Origin of the sequence: Mycobacterium sp. DL99 (assembly GCF_004762045.1) — a bacterium.
Lineage (GTDB): Bacteria > Actinomycetota > Actinomycetes > Mycobacteriales > Mycobacteriaceae > Mycobacterium.
This window is the reverse complement of record NZ_SJOM01000007.1, coordinates 3630428-3646907: the sequence shown is the minus strand read 5'-3', so window position 1 is coordinate 3646907 and position 16480 is coordinate 3630428. Positions and strand designations below refer to the sequence as shown.

Here is a 16480-nt window from a genome sequence, read left to right as displayed (position 1 = left end):
AGGACACCGCCGAACACAAATTAAGAATCGCCCCCCACTTTTTAGTGGGGGGCGATTCGCTTTTAACAATCAATTCCCATTGTCGATTTTCAGTCGATATTCAGGGGGATATTCGCTGCGTCGAGGCTCACATGATTATGTCGGCCGTGGCTGCTACCAGTATCCTTTGCGGGAAGGGCGGGTAGAAAGGCACACGTGGTCGGAGACAGACAAGGCGACGCAGAGCGGCGCCCGCGGCGTGCATCCAACGACCGCACATCGAACAACTCGGGTCCTCGGCGGCACTACGACCAGCGTGGGCGGGATCAACGTTCCGGCGTGCCCCGGACTTCCGGGCCGGGCCGGGCGCGTGCGGCGCAGCCGACCGAAGATGGCGATCCCAGACACGACGGCCCGAAGTTGCCGGCCGATGTCGAGGCCAAGGAGCTGGCGCCCGATGTGCGCCGGGAATTGGTGACGCTGGACAAGACCACCGCTGATTTCGTGGCCCGGCATCTGGTGATGGCCGGCAAGTTGCTCGATGAAGATCCTGATGCCGCGCTCGCCCATGCTCGTGCCGCCCGCAATCGGGCCGGCCGGATCGCGGTTGTGCGTGAGGCTGTTGGCATCGCGGCCTATCACAGCGGTGACTGGGCACAGGCTCTCGCCGAATTGCGCGCGGCTCGGCGTATGGGCAGCAAATCGGCCTTGCTTCCGATGATCGCCGATTGCGAACGCGGTGTGGGACGGCCCGAGCGGGCATTGGAGTTGGCCCGCAGTGACGAGGCCGCCGCCCTTACCGGTGAGGATGCCGACGAGTTGCGCATCGTCACGGCCGGCGCCCGCTCGGATCTCGGGCAGTTCGAGCAGGCATTGGCGATCCTGTCCACGCCGCAGCTCGACCCGACCAGTGTGGGGCCGACTGCAGCCCGGCTGTTCTACGTGTACGCCGACACCCTCCTGGCGCTCGGACGCACCGACGAAGCGCTGCAGTGGTTCCTCCATGCCGAGCAGGCCGACACCGACGGCATCACCGACGCGGAAGACCGGATCACGGAGCTTTCCTGACGTGACCACGCTTGCGCGGCAACATGATTGCCTGCTGCTCGATCTCGATGGCACGGTGTTTCGGGGCCACGAGCCGACCGCAGGTGCAATTGAGAGCCTGGCCGGCCTCGACGCGCGGGTGCTCTATGTCACCAACAATGCGTCACGTGCCCCCGAGCAGGTTGCCGAGCACTTGCGTGAACTCGGGTTCGCGGCCGCGTCTGACGACGTTGTGACCAGCGCTCAGAGCGCTGCGCATCTGCTGGCCGCCCATGTGCCGCCGAATTCTGCGGTTCTCGTCGTCGGGACGGACGCGCTTGCCGGTGAGGTGAGCAATGTCGGGCTGCGCCCAGTTCGGACGTTCGACGAGAGCCCGGTCGCGGTGGTGCAGGGTCACTCGCCGGATACCGCATGGCCGAATCTGGCCGAGGCGGCGCTGGCCATCCGTTCCGGAGCGTTGTGGGTGGCGGCGAATGTGGACCTGACGTTGCCTTCCGAACGGGGGCTCCTGCCGGGCAACGGCTCGATGGTGGCGGCATTGCAGGTGGCGACCGGGCAGAATCCGCTGGTGGCCGGTAAACCTCAGCCGACGCTGATGAACGATGCATTGAGCCGCGGGACCTTCGGGACTCCGCTCGTGGTGGGAGATCGGCTCGACACCGATATCGCCGGTGCCGTCGCGGCCGGGCTGCCGAGCCTCATGGTGCTCACCGGCGTCAGCACCGCGAGCGAGGCGGTGCACGCGGTTTCCGCCGAACGTCCCGGATACCTCGCCGCTGACCTGCGCGGACTGCACGCCGACGCCGACATGTTGCGCATCGGGCCCAACGCGGCCTGGCGGATCGACATCGACACCAACACGGTCACGGTGCACGCCACCGGTCAGGAACCCGTAGACGACCTGTCGGTGGTGCGGGCCACCGCACACGCGGTGTGGGGCGCTGATCTGGACCAGACCGCGTTCACGGTGTCGGCCGGCGACGACACAGCGCGCCGGGCGCTGCAACGTTGGTCGTTGCTGTCGGCACCGATCGACTAGCGTGAGTGTCGCTATGACTACCGATCCCGACCAGCTGCGTGCGCAGGTTGCCGCAGTGCTGGCAGACGTGCCGGATCCGGCGGTGGACCCGTCCGCACTCGACGGCATGGACATCGACGTGGTGGCTGCCCGGCTCGAGCAGGCCCACGACCTGCTCGTACAGGCCCTGGAATCCGTCGACAGGGGGCAGCCGAGCGGACCGCAGGCGACCGGAAGGTGAGCGCCGGTGGCGCGGCGCGCTCGCGTTGATGCCGAGCTGGTGCGACGGGGTCTGGCCCGGTCCCGCCAGCAGGCAGCTGAACTGATCGAGGCCGGCCGGGTGCGGATCGACGGCATGCCCGCGGCCAAGCCGGCTACCGCGGTCGCGCCGGACACCAACATCACCGTGATCGCCTCCGAAGAACGCACCTGGGTGTCGCGGGGCGCGCACAAACTGATCGGTGCGCTCGACGCGTTCGACGTCGCTGTGGAGGGCAAGCGCTGCCTCGATGCAGGTGCTTCGACCGGGGGCTTCACCGAGGTCCTGCTCGACCGTGGCGCCGCCGAGGTGGTGGCCGCCGACGTCGGTTACGGCCAGCTGGCCTGGCCGTTGCGCTCTGACGAGCGGGTACACGTACTCGAACGCACCAATGTGCGGGAGCTGACCCCCGAAGCGATCGGCGGGCCGGTGCAGCTGATCGTGGCCGACCTGTCGTTCATCTCGCTGGCCACCGTTCTTCCCGCGCTGACGGCCTGCGCAGCTGCCGACGCCGATATCGTTCCGATGGTGAAACCGCAGTTCGAGGTCGGCAAGGATCGCGTGGGCGCGGGCGGCGTAGTGTCCGATCCACAGTTGCGCATCGACGCGGTGTGCACGGTCGCCCGCAAGGCGGCCACATTGCAGTGGCATGCTGTCGATGTGACGGCCAGCCCGCTCCCCGGACCATCGGGCAATGTCGAGTACTTCCTGCACCTGCGTGCTCAGAGCGACCGTCCGCTGGACGGCGAGTCGTTGGAGCAGGCAGTGCGGCGGGCTGTCGAGGAGGGGCCGCAATGACGGCTGAACGCACGATTCTGCTGGTGGTGCACACCGGCCGGGACGAGGCGACCGAAGTTGCCCGCCGGGTGGAAAAGGTGCTCGGCGACAACGGCATTGGTCTGAAGGTGCTCTCGGCGGAGGCCGTTGACCGCGGCCCGCTGCATCTGGCGCCGGACGACATGCGAGCCCTCGGCGTGGACATCGAGGTGGTCGACGCCGACGAGCGCGCGGCCGAAGGTTGCGAGCTGGTGCTGGTGCTCGGCGGGGACGGCACGTTCCTGCGCGCCGCCGAGCTCGCGCGCAATGTCGAGATCCCGGTGCTGGGAGTCAATCTGGGCCGGATCGGATTCCTGGCCGAGGCCGAAGCCGAAGCCATCGACCATGTCCTCGAGCGCGTCATCGAGCGCGATTACCGTATCGAGGAACGGATGACCCTCGACATCGTGGTGCGAGTCGGGACGGATGTGGTCAACCGCGGGTGGGCGCTGAACGAGGCCAGCCTGGAGAAGGGACCGCGGCTCGGCGTGCTCGGCGTGGTGTTGGAGGTGGATGGCCGCCCGGTCTCGTCGTTCGGCTGCGACGGTGTGCTGGTGTCGACCCCGACGGGATCCACCGCCTATGCGTTCTCGGCCGGCGGCCCGGTGCTGTGGCCGGACCTGGAGGCGATTCTGGTGGTACCCAACAACGCTCACGCTCTGTTCGCCCGCCCGATGGTGACCAGCCCGTTGGCCAGTATCGCGATCGAGATCGAGGCGAGCGGCAATGATGCCCTGGTGTTCTGCGACGGGCGCCGCGAGATGGTGGTGCCGGCCGGTGGCCGGCTCGAAGTGACCCGCTGCGGGACGCCGCTGAAATGGGTGCGGTTGGACTCGGCGCCGTTCACCGATCGGTTGGTGCGTAAGTTCCGGCTGCCGGTCACCGGATGGCGGGGACAGTAGATACCTGTGCTGTCAGAGATTCGTATCGAGTCGTTGGGCGCGATCAGTGCTGCCACCGCGGAGTTCGACCGCGGATTGACGGTACTCACCGGTGAAACCGGTACCGGTAAGACGATGGTGGTGACCAGCCTGCACCTGCTCGGTGGGGCGCGGGCGGATGCTACGAGGGTGCGTTCGGGTTCCGACCGTGCCGTGGTGGAAGGCCGTTTCAGCACAATCGAACTCGGTGAGGACGTGACCGGACGGGTCGAGGAGATCCTGGACTCCTCCGGCGCCGAGCGTGACGACGACGGCAGCGTCATCGCGGCCCGCTCGGTCAGCCGGGCCGGGCCGTCGCGCGCGTATCTCGGTGGGCGCAGCGTGCCGGCCAAATCGCTGAGCAGCTTCACCGCCCAGGTACTGACATTGCATGGCCAGAACGACCAGCTGCGGTTGATGCGGCCCGACGAGCAGCGGGCGGCACTGGACCGGTTCGCCGACGTCGACAAGCCGCTGGCCCGCTACCGCACTATCCGCGACGAGTGGCTGACGGCGCGCCGTGACCTGGCGGACCGCCGTCGGCGGGCCCGGGAACTGGCCCAGGAAGCCGACCGGCTCAGCTTCGGGATCCACGAGATCGATGCGGTCGCACCGGAAGCCGGCGAGGACGAGGCGATCGTTGCCGACATCCGCCGGCTGTCGGAACTCGACGCCCTGCGTGAAGCCGCGCAGACCGCCCGCTTCGCATTGGCCGGCGAGCTCGATGAGCCCACCCCGGAGTCCTTCTCGGCCGCCGACAGTGTGGGCCGCGCGCAGGCGGCGCTGGAGTCCACCGACGACTCGGCGCTGCAGGCATTGGCCGTCCGCCTGGCCGAGGCGATGGCGGTGATCGGGGACGTGTCCGGCGAACTCGGCGACTATCTGTCCGAATTGCCGAGCGACGCCAGCACTTTGGAGACCAAGCTGGCGCGGCAGGCCGAGCTGCGGACACTCACCCGCAAGTATGCCGCCGACGTCGACGGGGTGCTGGAGTGGTCTCGCGAGGCCGCCGAACGGCTGGCGCAGCTCGACGTGTCCGAGGAGAGCTTGGCCGCCCTGGACGGCAAGGTCTCCGAGCTGGAGGCTCAACTGGTCGCGACGGCAGGCGAACTCACCAAAGCCCGGTCCAAGGCCGCCAAGGGGCTGGCCAAGGCGGTGACCGCGGAACTGGCCGGGCTGGCCATGGCGAACGCGGTGTTCACCATCGGTGTCGCCCCGATGCCGGCTCGAGCCGACGATTCCGCGCCGGTGACCATGCCCGACGGTGAGATGGTGCACGCCGGTCATGACGGTGTGGACGCGGTCGAGTTCGGGTTCACCGCGCACCGTGGCGCGGATGTGCTGCCGCTGGCCAAGAGTGCCTCCGGCGGTGAGCTTTCCCGCGTGATGCTGGCCCTCGAGGTGGTGCTGTCGGCGTCGACGGCGGGTACCACGATGGTGTTCGACGAGGTCGACGCCGGGGTCGGCGGCCGCGCCGCAGTGCAGATCGGCCGCCGTCTGGCCCGGCTGGCGCGCACCCACCAGGTCATCGTGGTGACCCACCTGCCTCAGGTCGCGGCGTTCGCCGACGCCCATCTTGTGGTCGACAGCGGCAATGGCCGGGCCAAGTCCAGCGGCGTGCGCCGCATCGATGACGAGGACCGGGTCGCCGAGTTGGCCCGGATGCTGGCCGGATTGGGGGAGTCCGACAGCGGCCGGGCCCACGCCAGGGAGCTGCTCGAGGCCGCGCAGCAGGAGCGCAGTACGCCGTAGGCCGGCGCGCATTGCGATGAGTTCGCGCCAGGTTCGCAGTCGGTACGCAGAGACCTGCAATCACTACCGAAGGAGCATCCATGGCGGAATCAGTGAAGGGGCCGGCGAGCTACTTCCCGTCGATCGAGAAGAAGTACGGGCGGCCGATCGCTGAGTGGCAGGAGCTGATTCGCTCGTCGCCGTTGGCCAAGCACATGGAGTTGGTCGGTTGGCTCAAATCCGAGCACGGTATGGGCCACGGGCACGCCAACGCGTTGGTCGCCCATACCCTCGCCGAGGGGCGCGCCTAGCTCTGTTCGGCGGGCGGGCCCGGGTTGGCCGGCGACAACTCGGCGGAGCTCCACCGCAGTGGGCTGACGCGTGTCAGCTCTACCACCTCGTAGATCATGAAGTCGACCGCGCACTGTGCGCCCGCACTGGAATCGGCTTCGTCCCAGTTGATTTCGGCAGTCCCGGTGAGCTGGATCGTCGATCCGGACGACCAGTCGACCACCAGCAGCCCGCACCGCGAATTGGCGTCGATGTTGCCCAGCGTCATGAACATCGAGTTCCCGCGATAGTCCGGCCAGCGCAGCCGCTGCGGTGAGAGCACCTGCAGGAAGCCTGGATTGCCGCCCCGGTGGGACGCGTCGGCACTGCCCACCGCATCCGCCGAACCGATGAAGAAGGCGTCGGCGGTGGCGATGAGCTCTTGCTGCCGATCAGTCAGTGACTCGCCACGGTGCAACTCGGGCAGCTCCATCGCGGACCGCACCTCGGCGATGTCTCTGCGCGAGATGTACTTCGGGCAGTTCGAATACACCTGGTCGGTGTGGATCCGCAGGCCGGTCGCGAACGGCTCGGCGGAGCCGTTCACCCGCATGCGGCGCCGGGTCTGCGGCTCGATGGCGAGCATCCCGATCTGCTGGTCGTTGCGCAGCACATCGTGGAGCGGATCGCCCGGCACGGGCAGCGCCTCGATCGTGATTGTGCGCGGATCGTCGGCGTGGACGAAGCCGGGTGGACCAGCGATCAAGCTGGTCCACACCCGGCGTCTGTCGTCGGCCGCGGCGATCACGATCATCGGTTGTTCGGCGAGGAATGCGGCGGCGGCCGCGGGAACCTCGGTGCGGATCATCCGGCCGACGCGGGCGGCGATGGTCTCCTGTCCCATCCGCCGCTGCACCGCCAACTCACCCGAGTGATACACGATCACCTGCCCGACTCAGAAGAATCCGCAGGTGGGGGCCGCGCCGCTTGGCGCGGGAGCGGTCTGCGCCCCGTTCGGTGCGTACACCTCGAGCCGGGTTCCGTCCGGGTCGGTGAAGAAGATGCCGCCGGAGGCGGACCCCTCGCCGTGCGCGACGACGCCGTCGTGCGCGAACTCCGTGCCCAGCGCCTTCAGTGCGGCCTCGACGGTCCGCACCTCGTCGATACTGGCTGCCTCGAACGAAAGATGATGCAGGCCCGGCGTTTCCGCGGAGAACCGGCCATTGCTCTGCTGCCAGAGGGTCAGCCGTAGTGTCCCGCCCGTGCCGAGAAAGGCGTACCGGTGGTCGCCTTCGCCGTTGACGGCCAGCGGCTCGAATCCCAGCGCGTTCCGGTAGAAGGCGACGGAGCGGTCCAGGTCGGTGACGTTGATGCCGACGTGTCCGGTGGCGAGCTGGGGCGTGGTGGTCCCGGTCATGCAGTCCTCCTGAATGGCTAACCAATGTTGTTGCTTAAGCAGGTTAGAACGATGATGCGGAAGTCGTCAACCACCTAATTGGAGTTCGGTGGTTAGTCCGGCGGGTGGACCGTGGTGTCGGTGGCGCGTGGTTACCCTCAGGTATGCGTGATCCGCGCCCACATGTCGGCGAACCTCTTGCGCTGGATCTCCTGAACACCAGGTGGATGTCGGCGGATGGCCCACAGGACCTTCTCGCGGATGTCGAAGGACTGAGGTGCTGGTTGCTGGCCAACAGCCTGGAGGATCGCTGCGGGGCGGATGAGAAGGCGCGGATCGCGCTGGTCTCGGCCCGCGAGGCGATACTTCAGGCCCTGCAGGCGGGGTCCATCGATGAGGTGAACGAGGTGCTGGAACGGGGTCGGATCCGGCGCACGCTCACGCCGTCGGGTCCCGTTGAGACGGCCGAGGTCGCGCAGCCGGAATGGCTCGCCGGATGGCTGGCGGCGGATGATCTACTGCGGTTGCTGGGGGAGGCGCCCGACCGGATCAAGCAGTGCGCACATCCGCACTGCATCCTGTGGTTCCACGACACCTCGAAAAACGGGGCCCGGCGCTGGCACTCGATGGCCACCTGTGGCAACCGCACCAAGGCTGCGCGGCATTACGCGGCGAAGCGGGATTGAGACCGGACTGCTGTTACGGATGTGACGAAAGCCAACTTGTGGGGCTGGTGTTACGGCGCGCCTCCGCCGCCTGGCTGGCGATGCCCGACAGAATCGGCGCATGAAGATGTCCACGCTGCTCACCCGCAATGCCAGTACGCGTCCGGGAGTGACAGGCACTGCTCGAGTGGACCGCGATATCGACCGGCTGCTGCGGCGTGTCGGCCCTGGTGACATCGTCGTCCTCGACGCCCAGGACCTGGACCGGATCACGGCCGATGCGCTGGTTGAGGCCCAGATCGCCGGTGTCGTCAACGCCTCCCCGTCCATCTCGGGGCGCTACCCGAACCTGGGGCCGGAGGTGCTCGTCGCCAACGGCGTGGTGCTCATCGACGAGGCCGGGCCGGATGTCTTCAAGAAGATCAAGGACGGGGCGCGGATCCGCCTGAACAACGGCGGCGTCTACTCCGGTGACCGGCGCATCGCGGTGGGCACCGAGCGCAACGATCAAGAGATCCACGAGTTGATGCACGACGCCAAGAGCGGCCTGGTGGCGCATCTGGAAGCCTTCGCGGGCAACACCATCGAATTCATCCGCAGCGAGAGCCCGCTGCTCATCGACGGCATCGGAATCCCGAACGTCGACGTGGACCTGCACCGCAGGCACGTGGTGATCGTTGCCGAGGAGCCCGACGCCGCCGAGGACCTCAAGGCACTCAAACCGTTCATCAAGGAGTATCAGCCGGTGCTGGTCGGCGTCGGGGCCGGCGCGGACGTGCTGCGCAAGGCCGGGTACCGGCCCGCGCTGATCGTCGGTGACCCGGACAAGATGAGCGTCGAGGTGCTGCGGTGCGGCGCCCAGGTGGTGCTGCCTGCCGACGCCGACGGGCACGCCGCGGGTCTGGAGCGCATCCAGGACCTCGGGGTCGGCGCGATGACGTTCCCGGCCGCCGGATCGGCGGCGGACCTGGCGCTGCTGCTGTGCGACCACCACGGGGCGTCGCTGATCGTCACGGCCGGCCATACGGCCTCGATCGAGGAGTTTTTCGACCGTTCGCGCCAGCGCAGCAACCCGTCCACGTTCCTGACCCGGCTGAAGGTTGGGGAGAAGCTCGTCGACGCCAAGGCGGTGGCGACCCTGTACCGCAGCCGGGTGTCCGGCGGGGCGATCGCGCTGCTGGTGATGGCGATGCTGGTGGCGGTGGTCGTCGCGCTGTGGGTGTCCAGGGCCGACGGTGCCGTGCTCGACTGGGTCGTCGACTACTGGAACCGTTTCACGCTCTGGGTGCAGAGTCTCGTCAGCTGAACGGGTCGGTGAGCTGTGATCACACTACGTGCGCATGCGGTTTCATTGGCCGCCGTGTTCCTGGCGTTGGCCATCGGGGTGGCCCTGGGTTCGGGGCTGCTGTCGAACACCGTGCTGTCGGGTCTTCGTGACGACAAGAAGGAACTGCAGCACCAGATCGACACCCTCACCGACGGCAAGAACGCGCTGAACGAAAAACTGAATGCCGCAGGTGAATTCGACGCGCAGATGGCGCCGCGGATGGTGCGTGACGCCTTGAGGGACAAGTCGGTGGTGGTGTTCCGCACGCCGGATGCCGTCGATGGCGATGTCGACGCCGTCTCGCGGTTCGTGCGCGACGCGGGTGGCACCGTGACCGGCAAGGTCGCCCTCACCCAGGAATTCGTCGACGCGAATTCGGCCGACAAACTGCTCTCGGTGGTCAATTCACCGATCGTGCCGGCCGGTAAACAGCTGAGCACCGCAGCGGTGGATCAGGGCTCGCAAGCCGGCGACCTACTGGGCATCACGTTGCTGATCGACAAGAACCCGGCAGCGGCGCCCGTGGACGACACCCAGCGCCAAACTGTGCTCGCCGCGCTGCGCGACACCGGGTTCCTGACCTATGACGATCCGCACATCGGTGCGGCCAACACGGCGCTGATCGTGACCGGAGGTGGACTCGGCGAGGATGGCGGAAACCGGGGCGCAACCATGGCCCGGTTCGCCGCCGGGTTGGCACCGCACGGCACCGGGACGGTGCTCGCGGGACGCTCGGGGTCGGCTTCCGGAACCGGTCCAGTGGCCGTGACCAGGTCAGATGCCGGTCTCGCCGGCGTGGTCAGCACGGTGGACGACGCCGATTCCAGCGCCGGGCAGATCACCGCCGTGCTGGCACTCGGCGACCTTGTCGGCGGTGGCAAGCCCGGCAAATACGGAACCGGGCAGGGCGCGACGTCGGTGACCGTGCCGCAGTAGCGAGCCGCGACCACCCAACTGCTCCTCACATACGCGGCGCGCCAGCGGCGGCTTGTCGGCGTCGGTGTTAAGGTGAGATTCCGTGGGTCGGCAGGCCACAGCTAGTTTCGAGATCCCCTGCCAGTCGTCACGGAGGATGCTTTTGCCCGCCTTACGCAAGCACCCGAACACTGCCACCAAACACCTCTTCGTGACCGGTGGTGTGGCATCTTCACTCGGTAAGGGCTTGACCGCCTCGAGCCTCGGTCAGCTGCTCACCGCGCGGGGGCTGCAGGTAACCATGCAGAAACTCGACCCCTACCTGAATGTCGATCCGGGCACCATGAACCCGTTCCAGCACGGTGAGGTGTTCGTCACCGAGGACGGCGCCGAGACCGACCTCGACGTCGGCCATTACGAGCGGTTCCTGGATCGCAACCTCTCCCAGTCGGCCAACGTGACGACCGGTCAGGTGTACTCCACAGTCATCGCCAAGGAACGCCGCGGCGAGTACCTGGGCGACACCGTGCAGGTGATTCCCCACATCACAGACGAGATCAAGAGCCGGATCCTGGCCATGGCCGAGCCTGATTCGTCCGGACAGCGCCCCGACGTGGTGATCACCGAAATCGGCGGCACGGTGGGCGATATCGAGTCGTTGCCGTTCCTGGAGGCCGCCCGTCAGGTGCGCCATGAAGTCGGCCGGGACAACTGCTTCTTCCTGCACGTGTCGCTGGTGCCCTACCTGGCCCCGTCCGGTGAGCTGAAGACCAAGCCGACCCAGCACTCGGTGGCCGCGCTGCGCAGCATCGGCATCACCCCCGATGCCCTGATCCTGCGGTGTGATCGTGACGTCCCCGAACCGCTCAAGAACAAGATCGCGCTCATGTGCGACGTCGACATCGATGGTGTGATCTCCACGCCGGACGCGCCTTCCATCTACGACATCCCCAAGGTGCTGCACCGCGAGGAACTCGACGCGTACGTGGTGCGCCGGCTGAACCTGCCGTTCCGCGATGTGGACTGGTCGGAGTGGGACGATCTGCTCCGGCGGGTTCACGAGCCGCAGGAGACGGTCCGAATTGCCCTGGTGGGCAAGTACATCGACCTCTCGGATGCCTACCTGTCGGTGGCCGAGGCGCTGCGTGCCGGCGGCTTCAAACACCGCGCCAAGGTGGAGATCCGGTGGGTGGCCTCCGATGACTGCGAGACCGATGCCGGTGCGGTGGCCGCGCTGTCCGATGTCGACGGCGTGCTCATTCCCGGCGGGTTCGGTATCCGCGGCATCGAGGGCAAGCTCGGGGCCATCTCGTTCGCCCGCAAGCGCGGCCTGCCGGTCCTGGGTCTGTGTCTGGGATTGCAGTGCATCGTGATCGAGGCGGCCCGGACGGTCGGTATCGCCGGGGCCAACTCGGCCGAGTTCGATCCGAAGACGCCGGATCCGGTGATTTCCACGATGGCCGATCAGAAGGACGCCGTTGCCGGCGAGGCTGACCTGGGCGGCACCATGCGGCTGGGTGCGTATCCGGCCGTGCTGGAAGCGGGATCGATTGTGGCGGAGGCATACCAGGCCACCGAGGTGTCCGAGCGTCACCGGCACCGCTATGAGGTGAACAACGCCTACCGCGACCGGATCGCCGAGAGCGGGCTGCGCTTCAGCGGCACCTCGCCCGACGGGCATCTGGTGGAGTTCGTGGAGTACGACTCGAAGATCCATCCGTTCCTGGTCGGGACGCAGGCGCATCCCGAGCTCAAGAGCCGGCCGACGCGGCCGCATCCGCTGTTCGCGGCGTTCATCGGCGCGGCGCTGGACTACAAGGCCGAGGAGCGTTTGCCCGGCATGGACCTTCCCGAAACCTTCGTCGAGGAGGCCGGGGAGTCCGGGGAAGTGGTGGCCGGCGAAAGCCCTGTCGACGACACCGAAGCCGCTTCACTTGGCTGAACACGAGTTCGAGACTCTGTCCAGTGAAACCGTTTATGTCGGAAGCATTTTCGCGCTGCGCGCGGACGAGGTCAGCATGCCGGGCGGTGGTTCGGCCCGGCGCGAGGTCGTAGAGCACTACGGTGCGGTGGCCGTGGTGGCCCTCGACGAGGACGGCAACGTGGTACTGGTGTACCAGTACCGCCATCCGCTGGGCCGTCGGCTCTGGGAACTGCCCGCCGGCCTGCTCGACCTCGGCGGGGAACGACCCGAGGTGACCGCGGCCCGCGAACTCGCCGAAGAGGTCGGCCTGGCCGCCGAGCAGTGGCGGGTGCTCGTGGATCTCGATTCGACGCCCGGGTTCTCCGACGAGAGCGTGCGGATCTTTCTGGCCACCGGGCTGACCGACATCGGACGTCCCGAGGCCGAGCACGAGGAAGCCGACATGGCTGTCGAGCGGGTGCCGCTGAAAGAAGCCGTGCGGCAGGTGTTCTCCGGCGAGATCGTGAACGGTATCGCGGTGGCAGGCATTCTGGCGGCGCACGCGATGACCGGTGCGGAGGCCCTACGGCCGGTCGAGGCGGAGTGGATCGACCAGCCGACAGCGTTCAGGCGGCGAAAAGGCCTGTTATGAGGACTCCGCCACCGCCCCTGAAGACCGTGCTGGACAGCCAGGTTCAGGGCTACCTCGATCACCTGACGATCGAGCGGGGCGTGGCGGCCAACACCTTGAGCTCCTACCGGCGGGACCTGCGCCGCTACGCCGAACACCTGACCCAACGTGGAATCGCCGATCTGGCCAAGGTGACCGAGGCCGATGTCAGCGACTTCCTGATCGCTCTGCGCCGCGGGGACCCCGACGCGGGAGTGGCTGCGCTGTCGGCGGTTTCGGCGGCCAGGGCGGTGGTCGCGGTCCGCGGGCTGCACCGGTTCGCCACAGCCGAGGGCATGACCGAACTCGATGTCGCCCGCGGCGTGAAACCACCCACGCCCAGCCGGCGGCTGCCCAAGAGTCTCACTCTCGACGAGGTCCTCGCGTTGCTCGAGGCCGCCGGCGGGGACAGCGAGGCCGACGGTCCGCTGACGCTACGCAACCGGGCGCTGCTGGAGTTGCTGTACTCCACCGGGGCGCGAATCTCGGAGGCCGTGGGACTCGACGTCGACGACATCGACACCCACGCGCGCTCGGTGCTGCTGCGCGGCAAGGGCGGCAAACAACGGCTCGTGCCCATCGGCCGTCCCGCCGTCAGCGCACTCGACGCCTACCTGGTGCGGGGGCGTCCGGATCTGACCCGGCGGGGCCGCGGCACCCCGGGGATCTTCCTCAACGCCCGTGGTGGGCGGCTGTCGCGGCAGAGCGCCTGGCAGGTGTTGCAGGATGCGGCCGAGCGGGCCGGGATCACGTCGGCAGTCTCGCCGCACACGTTGCGGCACTCGTTCGCGACCCACTTGCTCGACGGCGGCGCCGACGTGCGCGTCGTGCAGGAACTGCTCGGCCACGCCTCGGTGACCACCACGCAGATCTACACCATGGTCACCGTGCACACGCTGCGCGAGGTCTGGGCGGGTGCGCACCCCCGAGCGCGTTAACCGCCCCGGTACTCCGACTCGAGCACCAGATCGGGCAGCAGGGTCTGGTACTCGGCATGCGTCTTGTGATGTTTCGTATCCCAGAGTGAACCCTGCTGCTCCTGCATGTAAGCCAGGTACTTCGGTGCTCCCGGAAGCTTCACGTTGTCGGCGACCACGACCGAGCCCCGGTGCAGCCAGCCGCGATCCAGCAGGCTCTGCAGATCGGTCAGGTAGGCGTTCTTGTCGTGATCGAGAAACACGAAATCCAGCCCGCCGGTGTCGAACCCATCGGCCGCCAGCGCATCGAGCGTGCGTCCGCCGTCGCCGATGGTCCCGACCACGCAGGTGATCCGGTCAGCCACTCCCGCGTGGGCCCAGATGCGCCGCGCGATGTCGGCGTTGGTGGAGGAGAACTCGACCGAGAACACCCGGGCCACCGGGGCGGCGCGGGCGATGCGCATCGCCCCGTACCCGCAATAGGTGCCCAACTCGAGGGCCAGCCGGGGATTGGCCCGGATCACCGCGGCGTCGAGCAGCGCCCCCTTCTCGTCGCCCACGTTGATCAGAAATGACTTCTCGTAGGCGAACTTGTCGATGGTGGCGATGACGTCGTCGAGGTCGCCCGCGCGGGCGTTGGCCACGACGTAATCGGCGGCGGCGGCCTCCCGGCCATCGCCCCACTGCCCGGTGCGCGCGAAGTGTCTGGCGCCGATTCCCATCCGGATGAACGACCACCGCAACAGCGGTAGCCGCTGTTTGAGACTCATGACGCACACCATATGCGCCAGATTGCCCGCGGGTCTGCCCGTCCTGGCTGCGTAGCGACGTTAAACTTGCCGGGATGTGCGCCAAGACTGCGGGATGCCTGACCGGTGGCGGTCAGGCATGAACGACGACGGCGGGCACGACGGACTGTTTGAGCACAGCTCACCCGAGCTCGGGCTGACCGGGCGGCCACCGCGCGACATTCCCGAACCGCGGCCCCGTTCGACGCACGGCCCGGCCAAGGTCATCGCGATGTGCAATCAGAAGGGCGGGGTCGGCAAGACCACTTCGACCATCAATCTGGGCGCCAGCCTGGCCGAGTACGGCCGCCGGGTCCTGCTGGTCGACCTGGACCCGCAGGGCGCGCTGTCGGCGGGCCTCGGGGTCCCGCACTACGAACTCGAGCACACGGTGCACAACCTGCTGATCGAACCTCGGGTGTCGATCGACGACGTCGTGATCAAGACCCGGGTCAGCGGCATGGACCTGGTACCCAGCAACATCGACCTGTCGGCCGCCGAGATCCAGCTGGTCAACGAGGTGGGCCGGGAGCAGTCACTGGCCCGGGCCCTGTACCCGATCCTCGATCGCTACGACTACGTGCTGATCGACTGCCAGCCGTCGCTGGGCCTGCTCACGGTCAACGGTCTGGCCTGTGCCGATGGTGTGATCATCCCCACTGAATGCGAGTATTTCTCGCTGCGCGGGCTGGCCCTGCTGACCGACACCGTGGACAAGGTGCACGACCGGCTCAACCCGAAACTGTCGATCAGCGGCATCCTGGTGACGCGTTACGACCCGCGCACGGTCAACGCGCGTGAGGTCATGGCCCGCGTCGTGGAGCGGTTCGGCGATCTGGTGTTCGACACCGTGATCACACGGACCGTGCGGTTCCCGGAGACCAGTGTGGCCGGTGAGCCCATCACCACCTGGGCGCCGAAATCGGGCGGCGCGTTGGCCTACCGATCGCTGGCACGCGAAGTCATCGACCGGTTCGGCGCGTGAACGATGTCCTGAACACCCCGACTACCGATGGTGCCGAAGCGGATCCCGCGGCCGGGGATGAGCCGACTGCCGGTGATCAGCAGAACCGCTTCCAGGTTCGGCTCACCAACTTCGAGGGGCCGTTCGACCTGCTGTTGCAGCTGATCTTCGCGCACCGCCTCGACGTCACCGAGGTGGCGTTGCACCAGGTCACCGATGATTTCATCGCCTACACCAAGGAGATCGGGGCCCGTCTCGAACTGGACGAGACCACGACGTTCCTGGTGATCGCAGCCACGTTGCTGGATCTGAAGGCCGCCCGGCTGCTGCCCTCTGGTGAGGTTCACGACGAAGAGGATCTCGCCCTCCTCGAGGTCCGCGACCTCTTATTCGCCCGCCTGCTGCAGTACCGCGCGTTCAAACACGTCGCGTTGATGTTCGCAGAACTCGAGGCCGCGGCGCTGCGCAGCTACCCGCGCGCAGTGTCGCTGGAGGACCGGTTCTCCGACCTGCTGCCCGAGGTGATGCTCGGTGTCGACGCCGGGAAGTTCGCGGAGATCGCGGCCGCTGCCCTCACCCCGCGTCCTGTGCCGACGGTCGGCATCGACCACATTCACGCGCCCAAGGTGTCGGTGCCCGAACAGGCCCACCGGATCATCGCCCTGCTCGAACAGCGCGGGATCGGCGAATGGGCAACTTTCTCCGAACTCGTGGCAGAGTGCACGGACGGAATCCAGATCGTCGGCCGCTTCCTGGCGCTGCTCGAACTGTTCCGGGCCAGGGCGGTAGCATTCGAGCAACCAGAACCGCTTGGAGTGCTCCAGGTTTCGTGGACCGGAGATCGGCCGACCAGCGAACATCTGGCAACCGCTGATGCGGAAGAATAGCGAGAACA

General features: G+C 67.5%; 19 protein-coding genes. 16 read left to right on the top strand and 3 right to left on the bottom strand.

All coding sequences use genetic code 11. From position 1 onward, the window contains the following. From EYZ64_RS32245 to EYZ64_RS17945, 8 genes are all read left to right on the top strand, one after another. On the top strand, positions 1-185 hold a 185-nt coding region (locus tag EYZ64_RS32245; protein ID WP_210115526.1), incomplete at its 5' end, for a hypothetical protein. 10 nt (positions 186-195) lie between these two features. Then, positions 196-1047 carry a tetratricopeptide repeat protein gene (locus tag EYZ64_RS17975; RefSeq protein WP_167857871.1) on the top strand — a complete coding sequence of 284 codons (852 nt, stop codon included), beginning with the start codon at positions 196-198 and terminating at the stop codon, positions 1045-1047. Between the two features lies 1 nt (position 1048). Further along, positions 1049-2065, top strand: coding sequence for an HAD-IIA family hydrolase (locus EYZ64_RS17970; protein ID WP_135455323.1), 1017 nt, complete (start codon positions 1049-1051; stop codon positions 2063-2065). 13 nt (positions 2066-2078) lie between these two features. Then, positions 2079-2285, top strand: coding sequence for a hypothetical protein (locus EYZ64_RS17965; RefSeq protein ID WP_135455321.1), 207 nt, complete (start codon positions 2079-2081; stop codon positions 2283-2285). Positions 2286-2291: 6 nt separating this feature from the next. Further along, positions 2292-3101 carry a TlyA family RNA methyltransferase gene (locus EYZ64_RS17960; protein ID WP_135455319.1) on the top strand — a complete coding sequence of 270 codons (810 nt, stop codon included), beginning with the start codon at positions 2292-2294 and terminating at the stop codon, positions 3099-3101. Beyond that, on the top strand, positions 3098-4021 hold the full coding sequence (locus EYZ64_RS17955; protein ID WP_075923076.1) for an NAD kinase: 924 nt from the start codon (positions 3098-3100) through the stop codon (positions 4019-4021). Before EYZ64_RS17960 ends, EYZ64_RS17955 begins: the two co-directional genes overlap by 4 nt. A 6-nt stretch (positions 4022-4027) precedes the next feature. Next, entirely contained in the window at positions 4028-5791 is a 1764-nt protein-coding gene (gene recN, locus EYZ64_RS17950) for a DNA repair protein RecN (protein ID WP_135455317.1), read from the top strand. Between the two features lie 80 nt (positions 5792-5871). Beyond that, positions 5872-6081, top strand: a complete 210-nt coding sequence (locus EYZ64_RS17945) for a DUF4287 domain-containing protein (RefSeq protein WP_135455315.1) — start codon at positions 5872-5874, stop codon at positions 6079-6081. Here the strand turns inward: EYZ64_RS17945 and EYZ64_RS17940 are convergent. Then, complete coding sequence (locus EYZ64_RS17940; RefSeq protein WP_167858140.1) at positions 6078-6983, bottom strand: pyridoxamine 5'-phosphate oxidase family protein; 906 nt, start codon at positions 6981-6983, stop codon at positions 6078-6080. The two genes, EYZ64_RS17945 and EYZ64_RS17940, sit on opposite strands and share 4 nt — an antisense overlap. A gap of 12 nt (positions 6984-6995) precedes the next feature. Continuing rightward, complete coding sequence (locus tag EYZ64_RS17935; RefSeq protein WP_135455313.1) at positions 6996-7457, bottom strand: VOC family protein; 462 nt, start codon at positions 7455-7457, stop codon at positions 6996-6998. Positions 7458-7600: 143 nt separating this feature from the next. Here EYZ64_RS17935 and EYZ64_RS17930 point away from each other — a divergent pair, with 143 nt between their 5' ends. The 6 genes from EYZ64_RS17930 to xerD all read left to right on the top strand — a co-directional run bounded on the left by EYZ64_RS17930 (position 7601) and on the right by xerD (position 13854). Continuing rightward, positions 7601-8122, top strand: coding sequence for a CGNR zinc finger domain-containing protein (locus EYZ64_RS17930; RefSeq protein ID WP_135455311.1), 522 nt, complete (start codon positions 7601-7603; stop codon positions 8120-8122). A gap of 100 nt (positions 8123-8222) precedes the next feature. Continuing rightward, entirely contained in the window at positions 8223-9407 is a 1185-nt protein-coding gene (gene steA / locus EYZ64_RS17925) for a putative cytokinetic ring protein SteA (protein ID WP_135455309.1), read from the top strand. A gap of 15 nt (positions 9408-9422) precedes the next feature. Continuing rightward, the gene (locus EYZ64_RS17920) at positions 9423-10364 is read left to right on the top strand and encodes a copper transporter (RefSeq protein WP_135455307.1); all 942 of its coding nucleotides are present in this window, start codon (positions 9423-9425) and stop codon (positions 10362-10364) included. Between the two features lie 136 nt (positions 10365-10500). Further along, entirely contained in the window at positions 10501-12285 is a 1785-nt protein-coding gene (gene pyrG / locus EYZ64_RS17915; protein ID WP_167857870.1) for a CTP synthase, read from the top strand. Next, positions 12278-12898, top strand: coding sequence for an NUDIX domain-containing protein (locus EYZ64_RS17910; protein ID WP_135455302.1), 621 nt, complete (start codon positions 12278-12280; stop codon positions 12896-12898). Before pyrG ends, EYZ64_RS17910 begins: the two co-directional genes overlap by 8 nt. Positions 12899-12915: 17 nt before the next feature. Next, entirely contained in the window at positions 12916-13854 is a 939-nt protein-coding gene (gene xerD, locus EYZ64_RS17905; RefSeq protein WP_210115665.1) for a site-specific tyrosine recombinase XerD, read from the top strand. Here the strand turns inward: xerD and EYZ64_RS17900 are convergent. After that, positions 13851-14603: an O-methyltransferase gene (locus EYZ64_RS17900; RefSeq protein WP_135455298.1), complete on the bottom strand. Its 753-nt coding sequence runs from the start codon at positions 14601-14603 to the stop codon at positions 13851-13853. The two genes, xerD and EYZ64_RS17900, sit on opposite strands and share 4 nt — an antisense overlap. A 118-nt stretch (positions 14604-14721) precedes the next feature. On the opposite strand from EYZ64_RS17900, the gene EYZ64_RS17895 reads away from it, so the two are divergent. Next, positions 14722-15606: a ParA family protein gene (locus EYZ64_RS17895; protein WP_135455297.1), complete on the top strand. Its 885-nt coding sequence runs from the start codon at positions 14722-14724 to the stop codon at positions 15604-15606. Further along, complete coding sequence (locus EYZ64_RS17890; RefSeq protein ID WP_135455295.1) at positions 15603-16472, top strand: segregation/condensation protein A; 870 nt, start codon at positions 15603-15605, stop codon at positions 16470-16472. Before EYZ64_RS17895 ends, EYZ64_RS17890 begins: the two co-directional genes overlap by 4 nt. Positions 16473-16480 lie beyond the last annotated feature (8 nt).